The 21,755-nt window shown below is 38.0% G+C and carries 17 protein-coding genes and 1 pseudogene; 3 read left to right on the forward strand and 15 right to left on the reverse strand.

What is annotated here, in order from left to right; translation table 11 throughout:
* Window positions 1-136 precede the first annotated feature (136 nt).
* From LACWKB8_RS06160 to LACWKB8_RS06230, 15 genes are all read right to left on the reverse strand, one after another.
* Window positions 137-1,498 (reverse strand): DEAD/DEAH box helicase, encoded by a 1,362-nt coding sequence (locus LACWKB8_RS06160; protein WP_038523443.1) that lies wholly within the window; start codon window positions 1,496-1,498, stop codon window positions 137-139.
* Entirely contained in the window at window positions 1,491-2,447 is a 957-nt protein-coding gene (locus LACWKB8_RS06165) for a bifunctional oligoribonuclease/PAP phosphatase NrnA (protein ID WP_038523446.1), read from the reverse strand. Before LACWKB8_RS06165 ends, LACWKB8_RS06160 begins: the two co-directional genes overlap by 8 nt.
* 53 nt (window positions 2,448-2,500) lie before the next feature.
* The gene (dinB, locus tag LACWKB8_RS06170; RefSeq protein WP_207204683.1) at window positions 2,501-3,637 is read right to left on the reverse strand and encodes a DNA polymerase IV; all 1,137 of its coding nucleotides are present in this window, start codon (window positions 3,635-3,637) and stop codon (window positions 2,501-2,503) included.
* Window positions 3,630-5,078 (reverse strand): glucose-6-phosphate dehydrogenase, encoded by a 1,449-nt coding sequence (zwf, locus tag LACWKB8_RS06175; RefSeq protein WP_038523452.1) that lies wholly within the window; start codon window positions 5,076-5,078, stop codon window positions 3,630-3,632. Before zwf ends, dinB begins: the two co-directional genes overlap by 8 nt.
* Window positions 5,079-5,219: 141 nt before the next feature.
* Window positions 5,220-5,699, reverse strand: a complete 480-nt coding sequence (gene yajC / locus LACWKB8_RS06180) for a preprotein translocase subunit YajC (protein ID WP_038523455.1) — start codon at window positions 5,697-5,699, stop codon at window positions 5,220-5,222.
* A gap of 68 nt (window positions 5,700-5,767) precedes the next feature.
* Entirely contained in the window at window positions 5,768-6,790 is a 1,023-nt protein-coding gene (gene ruvB / locus LACWKB8_RS06185) for a Holliday junction branch migration DNA helicase RuvB (protein ID WP_370530317.1), read from the reverse strand.
* Between the two features lie 35 nt (window positions 6,791-6,825).
* Complete coding sequence (ruvA, locus tag LACWKB8_RS06190) at window positions 6,826-7,410, reverse strand: Holliday junction branch migration protein RuvA (RefSeq protein ID WP_038523460.1); 585 nt, start codon at window positions 7,408-7,410, stop codon at window positions 6,826-6,828.
* 3 nt (window positions 7,411-7,413) lie between these two features.
* Window positions 7,414-9,294, reverse strand: a complete 1,881-nt coding sequence (mutL, locus tag LACWKB8_RS06195) for a DNA mismatch repair endonuclease MutL (RefSeq protein WP_038523463.1) — start codon at window positions 9,292-9,294, stop codon at window positions 7,414-7,416.
* A 2-nt stretch (window positions 9,295-9,296) separates the two neighbouring features.
* Window positions 9,297-11,873, reverse strand: coding sequence for a DNA mismatch repair protein MutS (mutS, locus tag LACWKB8_RS06200; protein WP_207204693.1), 2,577 nt, complete (start codon window positions 11,871-11,873; stop codon window positions 9,297-9,299).
* Window positions 11,874-12,023: 150 nt separating this feature from the next.
* Window positions 12,024-12,671 (reverse strand): pyroglutamyl-peptidase I, encoded by a 648-nt coding sequence (gene pcp, locus LACWKB8_RS06205; protein WP_038523469.1) that lies wholly within the window; start codon window positions 12,669-12,671, stop codon window positions 12,024-12,026.
* 19 nt (window positions 12,672-12,690) lie between these two features.
* Window positions 12,691-13,614 (reverse strand): DUF979 domain-containing protein, encoded by a 924-nt coding sequence (locus LACWKB8_RS06210; protein ID WP_038523472.1) that lies wholly within the window; start codon window positions 13,612-13,614, stop codon window positions 12,691-12,693.
* 8 nt (window positions 13,615-13,622) lie between these two features.
* Window positions 13,623-14,291, reverse strand: coding sequence for a DUF969 domain-containing protein (locus LACWKB8_RS06215; RefSeq protein ID WP_038523474.1), 669 nt, complete (start codon window positions 14,289-14,291; stop codon window positions 13,623-13,625).
* Window positions 14,292-14,423: 132 nt separating this feature from the next.
* Entirely contained in the window at window positions 14,424-16,055 is a 1,632-nt protein-coding gene (gene groL, locus LACWKB8_RS06220; RefSeq protein WP_038523477.1) for a chaperonin GroEL, read from the reverse strand.
* A gap of 19 nt (window positions 16,056-16,074) precedes the next feature.
* Window positions 16,075-16,359, reverse strand: coding sequence for a co-chaperone GroES (gene groES, locus LACWKB8_RS06225; RefSeq protein WP_038523480.1), 285 nt, complete (start codon window positions 16,357-16,359; stop codon window positions 16,075-16,077).
* Between the two features lie 180 nt (window positions 16,360-16,539).
* Complete coding sequence (locus LACWKB8_RS06230) at window positions 16,540-17,178, reverse strand: redox-sensing transcriptional repressor Rex (protein ID WP_038523483.1); 639 nt, start codon at window positions 17,176-17,178, stop codon at window positions 16,540-16,542.
* A 330-nt stretch (window positions 17,179-17,508) separates the two neighbouring features.
* Between LACWKB8_RS06230 and LACWKB8_RS06235 the strand changes: the two genes are divergently transcribed.
* The 3 genes and pseudogenes from LACWKB8_RS06235 (at window position 17,509) to LACWKB8_RS09275 (ending at window position 21,600) form a co-directional block, all read left to right on the forward strand.
* Window positions 17,509-19,434 (forward strand): ABC-F family ATP-binding cassette domain-containing protein, encoded by a 1,926-nt coding sequence (locus LACWKB8_RS06235; protein ID WP_038523486.1) that lies wholly within the window; start codon window positions 17,509-17,511, stop codon window positions 19,432-19,434.
* Between the two features lie 271 nt (window positions 19,435-19,705).
* Entirely contained in the window at window positions 19,706-20,110 is a 405-nt protein-coding gene (locus LACWKB8_RS06240) for a GNAT family N-acetyltransferase (protein WP_038523489.1), read from the forward strand.
* 113 nt (window positions 20,111-20,223) lie between these two features.
* Window positions 20,224-21,600 (forward strand): annotated as a pseudogene (locus tag LACWKB8_RS09275) (IS3 family transposase).
* Window positions 21,601-21,755 lie beyond the last annotated feature (155 nt).

Below are 21,755 nucleotides of genomic sequence, written 5' to 3' on the forward strand. Positions count from 1 at the left end.
TAATTTTTAAAAGTTTCTGAATTCTGCAAATAAAGCCGTTTTATAAAAAAGCAATCAAAAAACTAATAAACCAGATTAATGAACACTGATTTATTAGTTTTAAAAGTGCGGCTAATTTTTTATTTAGTCTTTTTTATTAAGATTGATCTTCACGACGTCTTTTTCTTTGCCTCTTTGCCTTGCGAATCTTATTGCGCTGCTCAATTTTATTTTTCTGGGCTTTATCTTGCTGAATAGCACGTTTAATCTTTTTCTTATAACCAGGTTTGCGCTTCTTTTTCGCTTTATTAACCATACCCCTCATTTTATTATCTAAACTGTGGGCAGCTGATTGCCTAGAGTTACGACTATGATAATGCTTTCGTGGTACCAGGGCACCATTTTTAACTTCAACAAAATCAAATTGAATACCCATTCTTTCCAATTTCAGAATGCGATCCATTTCTTCTTCGCGAATTAAAGTAATTGCGTGACCACTCATTCCATTCCGACCAGTCCTGCCGATACGATGGACGACAAATTCTAGTTCACGTGGAATTTCATAATTAACAACTAAACTAACGCCCTTAATATCTAAACCGCGAGCTGCGAGATCAGTTGCCACAACGTATTGATATTGCCCCGCTTCAACCTCACGCAAAGTCCTTTTCCGTTCACGTTCAGTTATCCCGCCGTGTATTTTAGCTACTTTAAGTCCTTGATTAGTAAGAAAAGCAGCCAATTCGTCTACTGTTTGTTTCGTATTGGCAAAAATCAATGCTAAATACGGCTGACCGAGAGTTAAAACTTGGTAAAGTACTTTTTCGCGTTTTTTAGCACCAATATCAATTAAATCGTTTTTGACTGTGGGAGAGATAACAGCAGGGTTATCAATGATAATTGTCTCCGGTTTAGCCATATATTTGCGCAAAAAATTAGCGAGTTTCACTGGAATAGTGGCAGAAAAAGCTGCTAGGACACAATCCCGCATTAGACGCTGAGCAATAAAATCAATGTCGCTTAAAAATCCCATGTCCAGCGTCATATCAGCTTCATCAATGACAAAATTTTTAACATAATCTAACGGTAAAACCTTTTTTTCGACAAAATCATGCAGACGTCCTGGAGTAGCAATAATGAGTTGAGGTTTGCGGCGGTTAATTTTTTCTATCTGCCTTTCACGGTCAGTTCCGCCAGCTAAATGCGCAACAGAAATATTCAATCCTGCTGCATCCCGCAACTGCCTGGTCACTTGATACAATTGCTGTGCAAGTTCACGGCTAGGTGTTGTTAAAATTGCCTGGGGATATTGCAAGTTTGTGTCAATTTCGTTCATTACCGGAAGCAAAAAAGCGTGAGTTTTACCAGATCCAGTGACAGCCTGTACCACCACATTTTTATGTGCCAATAAAACGGGAATTACTTTTTCCTGAACTTTTGTCGGTTTAACAAAATTGATCTTTTTTAAACCTTGCCTAATTGCTGGATTTAACTGTTCGTTTTCAAAAATATTATTCATGTTCCTCTTGGTATTCCTTGGTTACTTGAACTAATTCGGCAAAAATTTGCTTAACTTCAGCCATGTCTTTAGCATTAGCACCACTTGCCAAAGCGTGCCCGCCACCATCATGTTTAGCAGCCAGTTCATTAATTACGGGACCCTTTGACCTGTAGTGGACTCTAAAAGTACCATCAGGCTTTTCTACAAATACGTTCCAGGCGATAATATCTTTTATCCGCCCTGGAGTAGAAACTGTGCAGGAAGCCTGATCAGAGTCAACGCCTAATTCATGTAAAGTTTTTTGCGTTAGAACTGCGTAAGCAGCACCGCTAGGATCAACTTTCATATAATCCAAAACGATTGCCTGCAATTTTGCCTGTTCAAAAGTAACATCACTAATGTTACGTGCAATTTCATTGATATTGATACCAGTAGCTGCCAATTTAGCTGCAATTTTAAAAGTATGCTCTGACGTTTCTGGGTACATGAACCTACCAGTATCACCAACTATACCGGCATAAAGCGGATATGCTACTTCTTTTGTTAACGGCATTTTTTCAGTAATAATAAAATCGGCAATAATTTGTGAGGCGGCAGGCGCTTGATCGTCAACATAACTCATATCCGCATACGGTTCAACATCCGGGTGATGATCAATTTTAATCAAAAAAGCACCCTTACTATACATTTTATTTGAAATTCTAGCTGTATTCCCAGTATCAGTGGTAATCACCAGGGCACCTTGATAATCATCAGCAGTGACCTGGTCCATTTTATTAATCCAATCAAGATCGCCTTCATCATTTTCACCGGCACATAAAATTTGCTTAGTCGGAAACTGCAATTTTAAAGAACGAGCCAGCCCCGCCTGTGAGCCCAAAGCATCTGGATCAGGGCTAGTATGTCTGTGTAGAATGATGGTGTCATATTGTTTGATTTTTTGATAAATTTGGTCAAAAGTGCTCATATCTATACTCCTTTATTTAGCAAATATAATATTTAGTTTAACAATAAAATAGCTCATTTAGTAAATAGATTTAAATCCATATTTTCATAATCTGCTTCAGAAAAATCGGTAGCCGTTACTCCTAGAAGCCTAATACCGTCGTTTAAAAAGGAGCTTGATATTGGGTCAAACAAATCTTTAGCAGCATCATAAATTTCCAAAGGATTATTCGTAGCGTGTTCAAGTTTACGTCTTTTAGTAAGAGTTTTAAACTCACTATTTCTAATTTTTAAAACAATCGTATTAGCATAAAAATTGCGCTCGCTTAGTTTATCCGCTAAATCATTAACATAATTGCGCAAATTAGTAAGTGCAGTCTGCTCATTATAGACACTGGGTTCATAAGAACGTTCAATGCCAATTGATTTACGGTTGCGCTCATCGTCTGGTATTACCCGTGACAAGTCGATACCATTTGCATGTTCAGCCATCAAATAGCCCATACGATTGAAATGTTCAATTAAATCACGAACATGTATTTTTTGCAAGCCGCGTCCTGTATAGATACCCATCTCTGCTAATTTGGCTTGCGTCTTGGGACCAATACCATGAAAACGGGCAATTTTTTGCCTAGCCAAAAATTCTTGCGCTTCGTCAGGCAAAATAATGGTGCGACCAAAAGGTTTGGAGTATTCAGAACCCATCTTTGCGAGAAATTTATTATAAGTTACACCGAAAGAACAGTTCAAGCCTACCTCTTGTTTAATCTTGGTTTGTAAATTAATTGCGATTTGAAGCGCGGAAGAAAGACCCTGCTTATTTTCAGTGACATCTAAATATGCTTCATCAAGCGCGATAGATTGCACCTTATCTGTAATTTCGTGCATTAACTGGTGTATTTCCGTTGAAACCTCATGGTATTTGGTAAAGTCTGGACTCATGAAGACCAACTTGTTTTTGGGTATCAGTCTAAGTGCCTTAATTGACGGCATTGCTGAATGGACACCATATTGACGCGCAATATAGTTTGCTGTTGCCACAACGCCATGACCGTGATAGTCACGCGGATCTTGCCCAATTACTAGTGCCTTATTTTTGAGTTCAGGATGATCGCGAGTTTCAACAGAAGCATAAAAAGCATCCATATCAAGGTGAATGATCTTTCTGTGCGTGTCATTTTGTGGTAGCAGGCCATCGTCAAATTTAGTCATAAATCCAGCGCTCAGTTGGTGTTTCAAAAATTTTATTTGCTGCTTTAGGTCCCATTCTATATGGCAAATATTGCTCAGGCTCATGACCTTGTTCATTTTCCTTTTGCCAGGCTTCTTCAATCTGGTCAATAAAATGCCAGTAATTCTTTAGTTCACTCCAGTGGGTGAAATTGGTGGAATCATTGATAAAGACATCATGTAACAAGCGCTCATAGCCATCCGGCACCTGATTTTGTTCTTCTTGCGAAAAAAGATAGCTCAGGTTTTCCCGTCTAATGCCACTTTCGTTGATTTTTTTACCATTAATAGTGATAAAAATTTGCATTTGCGGGTCAATAATAATTGTAATGTTATTAGAATGAGCTCTGCCATATTGATTAGATTTATGCTTTAATACAATGTCAATTCTATTTTTCTTCTCCCTCATTTCTTTACCTGTTCTAAAGTAGATTGGCGTTCCTGCTAATGGACCCTTTTTGAACTTTACTTCTCCAGCGACAAATGTTTCTGTTTGTGAGTCTTCTGCTACATTTGGTTCTTGGCGATAGCCAAAAGTAACATCACTACCTAAGTATTGGCCCCTGACAAAATGAGCGGCAATTTCTTTTTCAGAGGGTATTACCAGGCTGCTTAATAGTTCCTGCTTTGCCTCATGAATACTTCTTGAAGTTAAATCTTTGGGTTCTGGCATAGCCAGTAATGTAATTATTTGAAAAATATGATTTTGAACCATGTCACGTAAAGCTCCTGAAGTCTCATAGTAACCTCCACGAGCTTCAACACCCAGCCTTTCAGCTAGAGTGACTTGGACGTTTTTAATATTTTCGTTATTCCAAATATTCTTAATCAATGGATTGGTCAAGCGTAACGGCAAGATATTTTGCACCATTTCTTTACCCAAATAATGATCAATTCTAAAAATATCATCTTCAGCAAATGATGCTGTTATTTGCTTATTTAATTCTTCTGCGCTTGTAAGATCACGACCAAAAGGTTTTTCAACAACAATTCGGTTAAAGCCAGAGCTGGTTAGGTGTTGGTCGTTAATATGTTCGGCAATTGTACCAAAAAATCTAGGAGCCATTGCCATATAAAAGATTCGATTACCTTGTGAACTATAGCGATCGTCCAGTTCCTGAGCTAAATTTTTCAAAGTTTCATAATGTTCTACATTTGTCACATCATGAGATTGATAGTAAAAATGACTGGCAAACTCAGCTAAATTATTTTCATTAACTTCACTGTGAGTTTCGTGAACCGCATCACACACTTGTCCACGCAAATATTCGTGCGACCAAGGCCTACGTGCAGTAGCAATTACCGCAAAATTATCGTGAATTAAACCTTGCTCATACAAATTAAATAACGCAGGATAAAGTTTTCTATGTGCTAAATCTCCACTACCACCAAAGATAATCATAATAACTGGAATATTTTTCATGAGAAAATCCTTTCTGATACCTATATGTGCTAGTATCATTTTATACTATTTTTTAAAAAAACTGACACTTTGCGCAATAATAAACCCTTATTCACAAAATAAGCCAATAAAAAAGTGTCCCTTTAAGGACACAATTCTTTATTATTTTTCTTGATCATCAGCAGCATCAGATGATTGACTAGCTGGTTTTTCTTCTGTAGGTTTGTCTGCAGGAGCTTCAGGTTTTTGCTCTGAATCTGGTTCTTTTTCAGGTTCACTTTCTGCTTGATCTTCAGCTTTAGTGTCGGCTGGAGTTGCGGAAGCAGGTTCGGCTGAAGCTGGGCTACTTGGCAAAATTTGCTGAATAGCCATTCTGCTGAAGGTCAAATAAATTCCGTCAGCATCAACCACTACTGTTTTGTCTTTTGTATTAACAGAATCAATTTTACCGTGCAAGCCATCAATTAAGACCACATTGTCACCCTTTTTTAATTGGTTCATCATTTCCATTTTCTTTTGTTGCTGCTTTTTTTGTGGCCTAAGCATCAGGAAATATGTTACGGCAAAGATAGCAACTATAAATACTATCATCATCAAATTTCCGCCACCAGCATTGGCATTAGCTAAAAATAATGTATTCACTTTTACACTCCTCAATTAATTTTTAATTTCCTAATTATTCATTATACAAAAAATAACGAATAATTGCATTATTTGTCTGGCAATGGTAATCCCAGATGAATGTATGCCTTCTCTGTCACCATTCTACCCCTAGGTGTCATTAACAAAAATCCGTTTTGCATTAAATAAGGTTCATAAAGGGACTGAATGGTTTCTACATCTTCCCCTGCATTAGCTGCTAAAGTTCTGATGCCCACGGGACCCCCATGATAATTTTCAATAATTACCCGTAAAATTTTACGATCCGTTTGGTTTAGGCCTTCATCGTCAACTTGTAATTGTTTCAAAGAATCAGCAGTAGTAGCAAACGAAATAACCTTTTCACCTTTAACTTGGGCAAAGTCTCTGACCCTTCTTAATAAACGGTTTGCTACTCTAGGAGTACCACGTGATCTTCTGGCTAATTCATGTGCTGCCTTTTGCTCAATTTCAATATTAAAAACTTTGCTGGAGCGGGAAATAATCTTTTCCAGTTCTGCAACAGTGTAATATTGTAAATGCTCAACAATTCCAAAGCGTCCTCTTAATGGTGCTGACAACTGGCCGGCTAAAGTAGTAGCGCCAACTAAAGTAAACGGTGGCAGCGGTACGTGGACGGCGTGGGTAGTCTGTCCTTCTCCGATCACAATATCAACATAGTAGTCTTCCATAGCAGAATAGAGCACTTCTTCGATGGGTTTGGCTAGCCGATGAATTTCATCAATAAATAAAATGTCACCGGGATCAAGATCAGTTAGTAAGGCTACTAAGTCACCAGCCTTTTCAATAGCTGGACCGCTAGTACTTTTTAAATTTACACCCAATTCATTAGCAATAACAAAAGCTAAAGTAGTCTTACCTAAACCGGGGGGCCCATATAACAAGACATGGTCAAGAGCTTCGTCTCTTTTCTTTGCCGCTTTAATATATACCGCCATCTCTTGTTTCACTCGTTTTTGACCCAAGTATTCAGTTAAAGTCTGCGGACGCAAAGAAAAATCAGCCTGCTCATCTTCTGATCCCTGAACTTTTCCAGAAACTATTGCGTTTTTATCTTCTGCCACCAATCTCACTTCCCTTTAAAACCTTAATTATATTATAACAAGATTTACTTCTTCAACAGTAGAGCCAAACCTTTTTTAATATATTGATCCGCAGTGGTTTTATCTTCTTTAACTAAAGCCGGTGTAATACGGTCAACTTCTTTTTTAGTATAACCTAACGCCAGTAAAGCCAATAAAGCATCATTTAATTCTGGTGATACTTCTGGTAAAACGGTTGAATTAGCCTTTTTAACAAAATCTCCCAACTTACCTTTTAAATCCAAGACGATTTGAGAGGCAGTTTTTTTGCCTACACCCGGAAAATGAGTCAAATACTTAACTTCCCCGTTTTCAATTGCTTCGGCGAGTGAATTACTGTTTTCGGCCGCCATAATTGCCAAGGCAGATTTGGGACCAATCCCGCTCACGCTTAACAATTTTAAAAATAATTCTTTATCATTTGCCGATTGAAAGCCATAAAGAGTAATTCCTGTATCCCGCACAATTTGTTCAATAAATACACGTGCTTTTTGACCTTCTTGATAAGCAAAAGGTGTAGGACTAAATACTTTATAACCTATACCTGTTACATCAACCACGATGTAATTTGGTCTAATAAAGGCAATCGTGCCATCTAAATACTCGTACATTAACTATTCATTCCTTTTAAACATTTTACGTAAATCATTCTGTTTCAAACGCACAATTACCAGGTTTCCTTGAGCATCATGATACGGATCACTAATTTCTCTTAAACTAGTTAAAATCTCGCCGCAGTCAGCAGTTGTTAATTTTTTGCGACCAGCTATTTTTTTCTGTGCCTCTTGCGCTGCAATTCTTTTAATCAAACTAGCATTACTGCCCTGATCAACATTAATAAAAGAATCTAAAATGCGGCGCACAGACTGTTCAACATCTCGACCAAGCCAAGTAGGATAAGACCGTATAATAAAGGTATCTTGCCCAAATTCTTCCAAGTAGATACCAATTTTTTGAATGTCAGTCATCTTGTTTTTTATTTGTAAATAATCCAGATTCCCAAATTCTAAAATTAGGGGAGTTAATAATCCCTGCTGATTAATTTGAGGACTGGCTAGATCACGCATAATTTTTTTAAAAGCGAGTAATCTTCTCGCTGTCACTTGATCAACTAAGTACAAATCACCAGCATTTGCCGCAATAATATATGTAGCTGTCTGACCAACAAAGGTTAATTCCGGCAGGCTACTTGCTAAAAGTTCATCGCCCGCTGAAATGACGGCAGCGGTTGAATTATTACTACTAAAAGGTGTTAGTTGACACTGCTTTTTGACATTGTCAGACCAAGTAGAAGTAATTAAGTAACGATCATCATCGCGTGGAATGTTTAGATCTACATAGCGCGCGTGTTTGATGTTCTTAATCTTATCCGGCTTATTTTCCCGGATTTCATCGACTTCAGGGGTTCTCTTAGTTTCTACTACATTTTTATTCAAATTAAATTTAAGTTGATCAACCAAAGTCTCTGTTTTAGAGGCAGTCAAATTATTGACAGCATCAACTTCATTTTCATTAATTAAAAGCGCTGTACTGATTGCATTAGTTATTAAACGACTTAATTCAGTTTCTTTGGAAAGACGGACTTCTCGTTTTGTCGGGTGAACATTCACATCTACTAAAAGCGGATCTGTCTTAATTCTCACAACGGCAAATGGACAATGTTTATCAGAAAGTTTATTGCCATAGCCATCCATCACTGCACTAGATAATCTGAAATTTTTAATATAACGTCCATTTAACAGAATAGATATAAAATTACGGGTTGCTCTAGTCAGTTCTGGCTTAGAAATTAATCCACTGACTTCAAAATCATTATCACTGCTTTTAAATTCCAGCATTTTTTCGGCAACTTGACGGCCATAAACGCTGGAAACCGTCTGGCGTAAATTATTGTTACCAGCGGTTCTAAGTAACAACTTTCCTTCATTCATCAAGGTAAAGGCAATATCTGGATAACCTAAAGCTATGCGGTTTACTATATCAACAATTTTCATAATTTCAGTGCGCGGACTACGTAAATATTTTAACCGTGCAGGCGTGTTATAGAATAAATCTTTGACTGTTATTTGTGTACCCTGTACAGCTGCGGCTTCCTCTTGCCCTTTTTTAATCCCCGCTGAAAATTGGGCACGCGTGCCAACTTTGCCGGTTGCGTTGGTTAAAATTTCAACATGGCTGACAGCAGCAATTGACGCCAAGGCTTCTCCCCGAAATCCCAAGGTATTGACGTTAAATAAATCGTGTTCATTTTTAATCTTACTGGTCGCGTGCCTAGTAAAAGCTAGGTCAATTTGATCACTGGGAATACCAGATCCGTTATCTTGAACTACAATCTGTTTTAAACCGGCATCAATAAAATCTATTCTGATTCTATCACTGCCCGCATCAATTGCATTTTCGACCAATTCTTTGACTACGCTTGCTGGCCTTTCGATTACTTCTCCAGCAGCAATCTGATTAGCCAGATTAACTGATAGCTCATGTATTTGTGCCATGACTAGTTTTCATCCTTTAAATCTTCTTGCCAATTTTCAACTAATTGCATCACTTGCAGTGGCGTTTGGTCTGCTAGATAAAGATTGGAAATTTCATCTAGAATATCCTTCTCTTTAGCAGTTAATTCATTTTCAGCTTCTAATTCAGATTCGCTTGCCGACGATTCTTCAGGCTCATTACTGAATAAATCTAACTGAGTAGAAGCAGGACCTAAACTACTGCCTTGTGCTTCAAGTCTCTTAAGCAATTTAGTTGCCTTGCGCAACACTTTTTTAGGTAAACCAGCTAGTTGGGCTACGTGAATACCATAACTTTGATCAGCTGGTCCAGGTAGAATTTTATGCAAGAAAATCAATTTGCCATTTTCTTCAGTTGCACCTACATGGATATTCTTTAGATGTGATAAGGTATGCTCCATCGCGGTTAATTCGTGGAAGTGAGTGGCAAATAGTACTTTAGCACCAACTTCATCATGCAGATACTGGACAATTGCACCAGCTAGAGCCATGCCATCATAAGTTGCAGTTCCACGACCAATTTCATCAAATAAAACCAGACTACGCATAGTAGCGTGTTGCAAGGCATCATTTGCTTCAGTCATTTCGACCATAAACGTGCTTTGACCTGAGATCAAATCATCAGCTGCACCTATACGGGTAAATATTTGATCAAAAATCGGTAAATCTGCACTATCGGCGGGCACAAAAGACCCAATTTGCGCCATAACGGCTATAAGTGCCATTTGCCGCATATATGTACTCTTACCCGACATGTTAGGTCCAGTAATTAGAAAAATATCAGTGTCTTCCGTCAGTTTGACATCATTTGGAATATATGAACCGGCCTTCATTACTTGTTCAACTACGGGGTGACGACCTGCGACCACCTTCACATCTTGATTATCGGTATGAAATTCTGGTCTGCAATAATTATTTTCTTCAGCCACTTGAGCAAAAGAACAGAAAACATCAAGTGCAGCAATCTGCCCACCCAATTTTTGTAAAGCAGGAATATATTTTTTTACTTCGTCACGCAATTTCACAAACAATTCATATTCCAAATCTGTTGACTTAGTTTGTGCTTCCAAAATAAGATTTTCATGTTCTTTAAGTTCTGGGGTAATATATCGTTCTGCATTAGTTAAAGTTTGCTTACGCTGGTACCGGTCAAGGGGCACTTTATTCTTATTTGAATTGGTTACTTGAATATAGTAGCCAAAAACCTTGTTATAACCTACTTTAAGGTTATCAATACCCGTTTTCGCTCTTTCTTCCTGCTCCATTTCTGTCAGCCATTTTTTGCCGTTATTCATTGCATCCCGATAACGGTCTAATTGACTATCAACGCCACTTTTTATCAGCCCGCCTTCTGTGGTTAAAACGGGTGGTTGATCAACAATAGTGGACGTAATTAATTTGGCAACTCCTCTTAGGGGATCAATTTCTTGAGCAAAATTTTGCAGGTTTTTATTATCTGCTTTTTGCATTGCTGCTAATATTGGAGGAACTGCAGCAAGAGAATGTGCTAGTTGCAATAATTCTCTGGCATTAACGCTACCGAAAGCAATTCTACCTGTTAAACGCTCTAGGTCATATACACCTTTTAGCGCATCAACAATATTTTCACGAGTAAAGTATTCATCAAGTAAAGCTTGCACCATCTCTTGCCGTTGACCTAACTTGGCAACCGATAATAACGGCCTTGCCAGCCACTGCTTGAGCAGGCGTCCACCCATAGCCGTATGCGTTTTATCAAGCACCCAAAACAGTGAACCCATTTTTTTGCCTGTTTTAGCAGAAGCTGTTAACTCCAAGTTATCCCGCACAGTATGAGACATTTGCAAGTACTGACTGACTTCATAGCTTTGGGCAGCTTGAAGGTGAGCTAGACTGCGCCGCTGTGTTTGCAATAAGTAACCCACTAATTGTTTAACAGCAGATTTTTCAGCAGAATTAGTTAAGTTTTGTTCAGCAAAAGAAATTTCTGCATGTTTACCAGTTAATTCGACTGGTTCTGACACTGTAATATTGGCTTTATGCAGGAAGTCGCTGTCGCGTTCATTCAAATGACCATTAAAAACCACTTCCCGCGTACGTAGTGAAAGCAGTTCGTTAGACACGGCAGCAAAACTCTTTAAATGCGTGGCGTAAATTTCACCAGTTGACAAATCGCTGTATGCAAGACCAAAACAGCTCTTGGTGGAGACAACTGAAGTTAAATAATTGGACTCCTTAGCTTCACTAGGTTTGTCATTCATCAAGGTTCCTGGCGTAACTAATTGAATGATGCCACGTTTAACCATGCCTTTTGCTTTTTTCGGGTCTTCAAGCTGCTCACATAGAGCAACTTTGTATCCCTTCTCAACCAACGTGTCGACATAAGATTGAACTGCCACGTGAGGCACCCCAGCCATGGGAACAGGATTTTCGGCTTTATTTGAACGGTGAGTTAAAGTCAACTCCAGAATTTGTGCGCCCTTTACCGCATCATCTTCGAATAATTCATAAAAATCTCCGACACGATAAAAAAGAAAAGCATCGGGATACTGCTTTTTGATTTCATGATATTGCTCCATCATTGGCGTTAAATTTGCTTTCACAATTATTCCTCTTCTTTTCTGGTTTACTGTTATTATTATACGCTAAACTAAACGTTAAAAGAAAAAAGACCGTAGTTAAAACGATCTCTTTTGTTAGATTTTTATTTTTGTAATCACTTAAAAGTGCCTTTAAGCAATATGACCTTCAATACTTTGCAAATCTTTTTTGCCATCCATTTTTACAATTGCACCGATAGCAGCTGTGATTCCCTTAACATCATCTGCCAAACTTAGAGAAGGAGTTTCCGGTTTAGCTACAACCTGTTCCGGCAAATAAGGAATATGCATAAAGCCAGCTTTAAGATCAGGAAATTCCTTATCAATCATATATTGAACTTGGTACATAATATGGTTGCAGACAAAAGTACCAGCGGTAGTAGAAACAGAACTTGGTAAGCCTGCGTTTCGAATTGCCCGGGCCATTGCTTTAACTGGAAGTTGGGTGAAATAAGCGTTTTGTCCGTCTTCGTGAATTGGTGTAGCAATTGGTTGGTAACCCTTATTATCAGCAATACGACCATCGTCAAAATTGATAGCTACACGCTCAGGGGTTAACGCAAAACGACCGCCAGCTTGACCGATATTTAAAACATAGTCAGGTTTTTCCTTAAGAATTGCTTCGTGGACCACATCAGCACATTCGCCAAAAACAGTAGGAATTTCCAACTTAACTATTTGTGCACCCGCAATTTCATCATCTAATCTTTTTACTGCCTCTATTGCAGGGTTAATTTCGTCTTCACCAAACGGATCAAATCCAGTGACTAAAATCTTCATTATTTTTTCTCCTTACTATTTAAAATGCCAGAACATACATTAGAATAATTTGAATAATCAGCATACTAATTGCAATTGGAAATTGTTGCTTAATCACACCCAACTGATCTTTCATTTCCATCAACGCAACTGGCAAAGTGTTAAAGTTAGCTGCCATAGGAGTCAACAAAGTACCACAATAACCTGATGTCATCCCCAAAGCGGCAACAATTACAGGCGAACCGCCTTGAGCCACCACAAAAGGAATACCGATACCAGCAGTAATAACAGCAAAGGCGGCAAATGCATTGCCCATAATTGCCGTAAATAATGCCATAGCAACGCAGTACAAGGTCACTCCTAATAAGTGATTTCCAATTGGGAAAAGACCGGAAATGGCCTTAGCAGTTACTTGTCCCACGCCGGAAGCTGTGAATACAACTCCCAAAGTAGCAAGCAATTGCGGCAAAATTCCTGCTGATCCAACCGAACGAACCATTCTTTGTGTATCTTCATAAACAACTTTGCCATTCGACTTGGTTAAAAATTGGGCAACAATTAAAGAAACAATCGCAGCAACGCCAATTCCCACTTGCCCACCTAAGTTAGTAAATTGAGCAATTACTAAAGCCAATACGGCTAATAAAATACTAGGTAAGAAAATCCAATTACCGATACGCTTAATTGTTTTGGTAGCCACTTTTTCATCTAAACTTTTTATATGACCAACACGCACTTGCTTAAACAAGGACAATAAAGCAATTACCAGAATGAGACCGCCGTTGACAGCATTTGGCAGCCATTGCCCAGCACAAAACAGTACGGCAAATAAGAACCAGAATGCTCCTGTACCCCAACGAACAGGATTAGTTTCATCACGCCAAGATTCAATAGCAGCAGCTAAAAAGAAAAGGCCGATTAAAATATAGAAAGCTAATAAAATATTATTAATTAAAGTATCCATCTTTTCTCCTATTTTTCTTTATGTTTCATTAACTTTTTGTCAAAAGCATGATTGTAAAACAAACATAGAATATAGCTGATAATTGCTACTGGAAATGTGTATAAAACTATTCCTGATGGACTAACTGGGTGTCCTAGTGACTTCATCGTACTTGAAATAAGTAAAACACTAGATGAGGCCACAAAGAGATTTTGGGCAAAGAAATTACCAAAATTCTCGGTGGCAGCAGCTCTTCCCTTAATTTTATCCATTTCAAGCGGCGTTAGTTCACCGTTAACTTTTCCGGCAGCTTGTGCCATAGGATTTATCAAGGGTGCTATGAACTGAACGTGACCCTGCAGCGAAATACCAAAAGCGCCAGCAATTTCACGTATTGCCATGTAAATATCAAAAATACGTCCAGGAGTTAATTTCTTCATTTTTTGAATGAGGTTAACTGCTGCCTGCTTTAAACCGTGTCTTTCTAAAATGCCAATTGTAGGTAATGTTAAAAAGAACAGTGAAACCATTCTGTTATCCATGAAACCTTTACCTAAGATAGCTAAAAAAGAAGTAAAATCTATTCCTGAAACTAATGCAGTAACTAAAGCGGAAATTACGACAACAGCGATTGTATCAAGGCCAAAAGCAAAGCCTACCACTATTACTACAACACCTAATAAACTTAAATATTCCACTAATTTTCCTTTCTAGTGAAAAATCCTGACTAATAATTAAATTTTTAAAACTAATTTTAAAAAATAAAAATCCTATTAGCAAGCCCCACAGGGTTGCTAGTAGGATTTATTAAATAACTAATAAAAACTAGATTACATTACACCTGGATTGCCAGCACCTGCGCCTGCACTTGGATCAGCAGCAGGTTTATCTTCTGGTATTTCGGCAACAACTGCTTCAGTAGTCAGAAGCAAAGCAGCAATTGAAGCAGCATTTTGTAAAGCAGTACGAGTTACCTTGGTTGGGTCAATAATTCCGGCTTCAACCATGTTTTCCCATTTGCCATTAGCTGCGTTATAACCAACTTCATTATCTTGACCTTCAAGCTTGTTCAAGATAACTGAACCGTCTTCACCAGCATTGTCAGCGATTTGACGAACTGGAGCAGTCAATGCCTCTAAAACAATGTTGATACCAGTTTGTTCATCGGCATTATCACCTTTAAGGTCTTTAACTGCATCTTTAACATCTACTAATGCAGTACCACCACCGGCAACGTAACCTTCGTCAACAGCAGCACGGGTTGAGTTCAAAGCATCTTCAATACGGTATCTGCGTTCTTTTAATTCTGTTTCAGTAGCAGCACCAACATGGATAACAGCTACACCACCAGTTAATTTAGCTAAACGTTCTTGCAGTTTCTTCTTGTCAAAGTCTGAAGTAGTTTCTTCAATTTGCTTTCTGATAGAATCTTCACGATCTTTAATAGCTTCATCAGAGCCAGAACCATCAACAATGGTTGTTGAATCCTTAGTAACAGTAATGCGACGAGCTTGACCTAATTGATCAATCTTAGTATCTTTTAATTCAAGTCCTAAATCATCAGTAATTACTGTACCACCAGTTAAAGCGGCAATATCTTGCAGTTGTTCTTTACGACGGTCACCAAAGCCAGGAGCCTTAACCGCAACAACGTTAAATGTACCACGAATCTTGTTCAAAACTAATGTTGGTAAAGCTTCGCCTGAAACATCGTCAGCTATAATCAATAATGATTTACCTTGTTGCACAATTTCTTGTAACAATGGCAAAATGTCTTGGATGTTGGAAATCTTCTTATCAGTAATTAAAATATATGGATTGTCAAGATCAGCTTCCATCTTGTCGTTATCGGTTACCATGTATTGTGACAGGTAACCACGGTCAAATTGCATACCTTCAACTACTGACAATTCAGTTTCAATACCACGTGAGTCTTCAATAGTAATGACACCATCATTACCGACTTTTTCCATTGCATCAGCGATTAAATCACCAACTTCTTTGGAAGCTGAAGATACAGAAGCAACTTGGGCAATTTGGTCTTTTGAAGAAACAGTGTGACTAATCTTGTGTAATTCGTTAACTACAGCCTTAGTAGCTTTTTCAATACCACGACGAACACCTACAGGGTTAGCACCAGCGGTAACATTCTTCATGCCTTCGCGAATAATTGCTTGAGTCAAAACAACAGCAGTAGTAGTACCGTCACCGGCAATATCATTAGTTTTTTGTGCTGCTTCAGCAACTAACTTAGCACCCATGTTCTCATAGTGGTCTTTTAACTCAATTGCTTTCGCAATAGTTACACCGTCGTTTGTAATGTCAGGGTTGCCGTATGATTGCTCTAAAACAACGTTTCTACCCTTAGGACCAATAGTTGCCTTAACAGTGTCAGCTAATTTATCAACGCCCTTTAGTAGGGAACGTCTTGCTTTTTCTGAAAATTTAATATCTTTTGCCATATTTTTATGCGCTCCTTAATTACTTAACAATTGCTAAAATATCTTTTTCATGAAGGACTAAATATTTTTCACCATCGTATTTAACATCTGTACCGGAATACTTATCGTATAAAACAACGTCGCCTTCCTTAACAGTCATAGGTATTTTACTGCCATTTTCAGCATAATTACCTTCACCGACAGCAACAACTTCACCTTCGGTTGGCTTTTGTTTAGCATTAGAAGCTAGGACGATTCCGCCTACAGTTTTTTCTTCTTCTTCTTTAACTTTTACGATCACGCGATCACCAATTGGTTGTAACACGTTTGTCCCTCCTACAATTAATTTTTGTTAATTTAATGTGCCGTTAGCACTCTTGCTCATCAAGTGCTAACTTACATCTATGATAATAACCCCTTTTCCCAAAAAATGCAAGAAAAAATTAGCACTTTTTTGTTTAAAGTGCTAATTCGTTTGTTTAATAACTTTTTGGTATGATTACTATTATTTATTGTTTTTATCAGAATCAAGAAAATAAATAAGAGTTTGCAATTCAGTGGCTAAGTCAACGTTTTGAATTCTAATGCCGGAGGGAGCAGATAAACGAATAGGAGTAAAATTCATAATCCCCCTAATACCAGCTTCAACCATGTCATCAGCCGTCTTTTGAGCAGTGGCAGAAGGTACAGTTAAGATAGCAATAGAGATTTGTTGATCACTAAGTTGTTTTTTTAACTCCCCCATTTCATAAACCGGAACGCCACTCAGTATTTTCCCCGTGATCCTTTGATCAATGTCAAATGCGCAAGAAATACGGATATTATTAGTACGTTTGAAATTGTAATTCAGTAAGGCATGCCCCAAATTACCAACTCCAACTAAAGCGACATTAGTCAAAGTATCTTGATTTAAAATCTTCTTGAAAAAAGAAAGCAAGCTCTTAACATCATAGCCATAACCTCGTTTGCCTAAAGCACCGAAGTAGGAAAAGTCACGTCTAATTGAAGCACTGTCAACTTGAACTGCTTCTGACAATTCAGTCGATGACACTTTTTCTTTACCAGCTTCATTCAAAATAATTAAATAGCGGTAGTATAAAGGCAGTCTTTTAGCCGTTGCTGTGGGTATCTTGATCTTTTCCATTTAAAAGCCTCCAATTGATTAAGTATAGTATATATTTCGTTTTTGTGAATTATTCAGCAATTACTATTATTCTACCTATAAATTTATGCCATTTGCAAATGTTTTTTTCACAATCTACCGCTTTTTAGCTAAAAATAACATATTTTGAGCAAAAATTTATACTATGTTATTTTCAGCAATGCTCTCAATAATAGCGAATTTGCTTAATGACAATTCTTTCTTAGCTTTGTGTCAACTAAACACAAACAGTAATTCTTTTTATATTAACCTTCAAAACTCTCACACAAGAAATCTAGTCAATATGCTAAAATGGTTTCTAGGTGAAAAATTATGATAATTGCACAAGGGCACGATTTAGAAAAACAATTTGGTGCCAATACGTTATTTAAAAATGTCAATTTTTCAATTGACGCGAATGCAAGAATAGGTCTTATTGGACCTAATGGTGTTGGTAAGACAACATTACTTAAGATTATGACTGGTGAAGAAGAAGCCACGCATGGTGAATTCACTATCAATAAAAATATCGCTGTGGGTTATATTGCTCAGGAAAATGCTTTAGGCGAAAGTAAAACTATTTGGGAAGAAATGCTCAGTGTATTTGCCCCTTTAATTAATATGAGCCAAAAAATAGCAGATTTACAAAAGAAAATGGCTGCAAGTCCCCAAAATGCAGAATTGTTAAAACAATACGACCAATTGCAATTCGACTTTGAACAACAAGGCGGATATACCTATCAAGCTGATATTAAAAGTATTTTAAACGGGTTCAACTTCCCAGAAGCAACTTGGTCAAAAAAGATTGGCAGCCTTTCTGGAGGAGAAAAAACCAGACTGGCATTTGTGAAGCTACTTTTGCGTAAACCACCGCTATTGTTATTGGACGAACCGACCAATTACCTTGATTTAGACACATTAGATTGGCTCGAAAACTACCTAAAAAGCTATGCTGGAGCTATCTTGGTAGTTTCCCACGACCAATATTTTTTGGATAATTTAGCAACTCAAATTTTTGAATTGCAGTTTGGCAAATTAACTGTCTTTAAAGGCAATTATTCCGCATATGTAGCAGAACGCCAACTGCGCAACCGGCAACAAGAAGAAGCTTACGAAAAGCAACAAGAAAAAATCAAAAAAGACGAGGAATTTATACAAAAAAATATCGTCAGAGCTAAAACCACCAAAAGAGCTCAAAGCCGCCGTAAACAATTAGAAAAAATGGACAGGATCACTCCCCCGAAGCACAAAAATAAAGTGCGTATTAATTTCACAAGTGAGCGACCTTCAGGCAAAGAAGTGTTAATTTTACGCAATCTAACCATTGGATATCCGGGAAAAACAATGGTACACGATATTTCCTTACAAATAAATAAAGGCGACCGCGTGGCAGTGATCGGTCAAAATGGTATCGGTAAATCAACTTTGCTCAAAACCATTATGAAAAAGTTAAAGCCTCAGAATGGTGCAATTAAATACGGAGCTGCACTAGACGTTGGCTACTATGACCAAGAATTGCAACTCCTTGATCCTATTAAAACTGTGATTGATACCGTTTGGGACAGACATAAAACGATGCCTGAACGTGATGTTCGTTCAATTTTAGCCAGCTTCTTATTTACCGCAAAAGATATTGATAAAACTGTCGGACAATTATCTGGTGGTCAAAAAGCGAGATTAACGTTAACTGTATTATCACTTGAACACAACAACTTTCTCCTAATGGATGAACCTACGAACCATTTGGATCTTGAAGCCAAGGAAGTTTTGGAAAAAGCATTGCAAGATTTTGACGGCACTTTGTTATTTGTTTCCCATGATCGTTATTTTATCAATCAATTAGCTAATAAAATTGTAGAGATTAAAAACGGCAATGCACAAGTTTATGAGGGTGATTATAATTATTATTTAAACGAGAAAACTAAGCAAAATGCTGTTTCTGCAAGTACGTCTGCTAATGAAGACACAACTGTCATTGATCCCGAAAAAAATAAAAACAAATTGTCCTATCAAGAACAAAAGCTCCGTGATTCACAAAAACGTAAATTACAAAGAGCGGTTGAGAATTCCGAAAACAAGATTGAGGAATTAGAAAAAGAGCAAAAAGATATTCAAAATCAAATGGCTGATCCTGAAATTGCTACCAACTTCGACAAATTAGGTCCTTTGCAGGAGCAGCTTACTGAAGCGCAAAAACAGCTCGCTGAGGCAAATGATGCTTGGGAAAAGGCACTGACTGAACTGGATAGCTTTGACTAAAATAATCCATATTTAGGAAACGCAACAAAAATAGGAATAAATCAGCCTTCTTGTTTACTATTTCTATATTTCAATCTACAGTAAATTACTTTGCTAACTATTAATTAATTTTTTGTTTGCAAAACTTGATAAATGTAGTATTGCTTTAAAACCACAGTAGTTTAAACTTAAAGATAATAATTTTACTGGCTTTATAAAAATAAATTGGGAGGTGCACATGGAAAAATTACGTATTGCTCTTTAATTTTCAATTAGTTAAGGAGGAATAAAAATGAAATATATAGCTGACAAAAATATCGCTATGGAACAACTTATAAATTTATACACAAGCGTTGGTTGGAGTTCCTATACGCAAAATCCTCGGCAACTGCAAAAGGCACTTGCAAATTCGCTTTTTGCTATTGGCGCTTATGATCAAAACCATTTAGTTGTATTAATCAGAGTAGTTGGTGATGGTTTGACCATCATTTATATCCAAGATTTACTGGTTAATCCTGCTTATCAAAGACAAGGAATTGGTACGAAATTAATAAACAGAGTGCTAAAGAAATATAATTCTGTCAGACAGAAAGTTTTGTTGACAGAAAATACCGTTAAAACGCGCAGGTTTTATGAGAGTTGTAATTTTAATCCGTGTGACAAATACAACTTGATCGCTTTCTACAGAGATTTTTAAGAGATAATAAAAAAGGCACATCCAAATGATGTGTCTTTGAAGTTAACCCTCTAGATTGGTGAAGTGCTCCATAATAGTTAGACATTAATCTGACTATTAGGAGCACTTTTTTCATGACTAAATATTCAACTGCTTTGAAAATGGAAATTTGTAGTAAATACTTATCCCACCAAACCTCTTTAGCTAAACTAGAACGCGAATACGGCATTGATCATACCGAGATTAGGGCCTGGGCAGAACGTGCCCGTAAACATGGCTTAGCCGCTTTAAAGGTTACTCACACCCGACAAACTTATTTGCCTGAATTCAAGCTAAATGTGGTACGCTTCTATCATGAACATCACATGGGAGTACTCAGGGTAGCCGCAGTTTTTAATCTTTCGCGGTCAGTAGTAAGACAATGGCTGGCGGCTTATCAGGCTGCAGGCTACTCTGGGCTGCTCCCAAAATCCATGGGGAGACCACCAACCATGACTAAAAAGAAGCGTCAGAAGAAGCTTAAACCCACTAAGAAGCTAACCGAAGTAGAACAATTGCGTCGTCAGGTCGCTGAGCTAGAGGCACAAAAAGCCGACTTAGAATTGGATAACTTAATCCTAAAAAAAGTGGCTGCCCGATATCCGCGCTCACCAACCGGCAAAAAACCAGAATAGCCGTGGAGATTCGGGCTGAGCGACCTGAGGTGCCGTTAAAGCTTTTGCTTGCCAAGCTGCACCTTAACCGCAAAACTTATTACGACAACCGCAGTCACCGATTGAACCGATCAGATAAATACGCTGCTGTTAAAGGCGTAATCAAGTCTATCTTCTACCAAGAAAGTGATGAGACTTACGGTTATCGACGTATGCATGGTGCACTCTTAGATCAAGGCTTTAGCTATGCGCCCAATACCGTGCGCAAGCTGATGCGGCAGCTGGGACTAAAGACCAGAGTCTACAGCAGGCGCACTGCACGCTACAGTTCTTATGCGGGCCCTGCAGGCGTAATCAAGGAAAACATTTTAAAGCAGCGGTTTAATGAAACCAGACCCTACCACGTCTTACACACGGATATTACCGAATACAAGCTGACTTCAGGCAAAAAGGTTTATATTTCACCGGTCATTGATGAGGCCTCACTGGAAATACTGGCTTGTCAAGTCAGCTATTCGCCTAACATGAGGCTGGTTTATGACATGCTGGCAGAGCTCAAGCAAAAACTGCCTGAAACAGCCCAGCCTATTTTGTATTCAGATCAGGGCTTTCAATACCGCAACAACGGCTATCAGGCCCGACTGTGCCAGATGAAGATCAAGCAAAGCATGTCGCGTAAGGGCAACTGCCACGATAATGCGCCGAGAGAAGCTCAACCAGGTCAAAATTGCTTCGTTGGCACAAATGAAAGCAATTCTCGCTGAATACGTTTACTGATTCAACCATATTAGAAGATCAAACAAACTAAAATACACGACTCCGATTAAATATCGGAACCGTGCATTGAGTATTGCGTAATGATAAAATGTCTAACTTTTTAGTTGTACTCCATTCGTTGCACAACTGACAGACCTTATTCTTGTATATCTATAATTTTTTGTAATAGTTTTGCGCGCTCTCTAAACGGTAATTGTTCTAGTCATTCATAAAATTTATTATGATAGAAAGTCAAT

This window comes from Lactobacillus sp. wkB8 (genome assembly GCF_000761135.1).
In the GTDB taxonomy this organism is placed as follows: domain Bacteria; phylum Bacillota; class Bacilli; order Lactobacillales; family Lactobacillaceae; genus Lactobacillus; species Lactobacillus helsingborgensis.

Bases quoted from the DNA above. Each gene is read 5' to 3' on its own strand.
- LACWKB8_RS06235 (WP_038523486.1), top strand. From the start codon at position 17,509: ATGATAATTGCACAAGGGCACGATTTAGAAAAACAATTTGGTGCCAAT.
- dinB (WP_207204683.1), bottom strand. From the start codon at position 3,637: ATGACTAAATTTGACGATGGCCTGCTACCACAAAATGACACGCACAGA.
- LACWKB8_RS06165 (WP_038523446.1), bottom strand. From the start codon at position 2,447: ATGAGCACTTTTGACCAAATTTATCAAAAAATCAAACAATATGACACC.
- LACWKB8_RS06240 (WP_038523489.1), top strand. From the start codon at position 19,706: ATGAAATATATAGCTGACAAAAATATCGCTATGGAACAACTTATAAAT.
- mutS (WP_207204693.1), bottom strand. From the start codon at position 11,873: ATGATGGAGCAATATCATGAAATCAAAAAGCAGTATCCCGATGCTTTT.
- LACWKB8_RS06160 (WP_038523443.1), bottom strand. From the start codon at position 1,498: ATGAATAATATTTTTGAAAACGAACAGTTAAATCCAGCAATTAGGCAA.
- mutL (WP_038523463.1), bottom strand. From the start codon at position 9,294: ATGGCACAAATACATGAGCTATCAGTTAATCTGGCTAATCAGATTGCT.
- LACWKB8_RS06210 (WP_038523472.1), bottom strand. From the start codon at position 13,614: ATGGATACTTTAATTAATAATATTTTATTAGCTTTCTATATTTTAATC.
- ruvA (WP_038523460.1), bottom strand. From the start codon at position 7,410: ATGTACGAGTATTTAGATGGCACGATTGCCTTTATTAGACCAAATTAC.
- pcp (WP_038523469.1), bottom strand. From the start codon at position 12,671: ATGAAGATTTTAGTCACTGGATTTGATCCGTTTGGTGAAGACGAAATT.
- groL (WP_038523477.1), bottom strand. From the start codon at position 16,055: ATGGCAAAAGATATTAAATTTTCAGAAAAAGCAAGACGTTCCCTACTA.
- LACWKB8_RS06230 (WP_038523483.1), bottom strand. From the start codon at position 17,178: ATGGAAAAGATCAAGATACCCACAGCAACGGCTAAAAGACTGCCTTTA.
- zwf (WP_038523452.1), bottom strand. From the start codon at position 5,078: ATGAAAAATATTCCAGTTATTATGATTATCTTTGGTGGTAGTGGAGAT.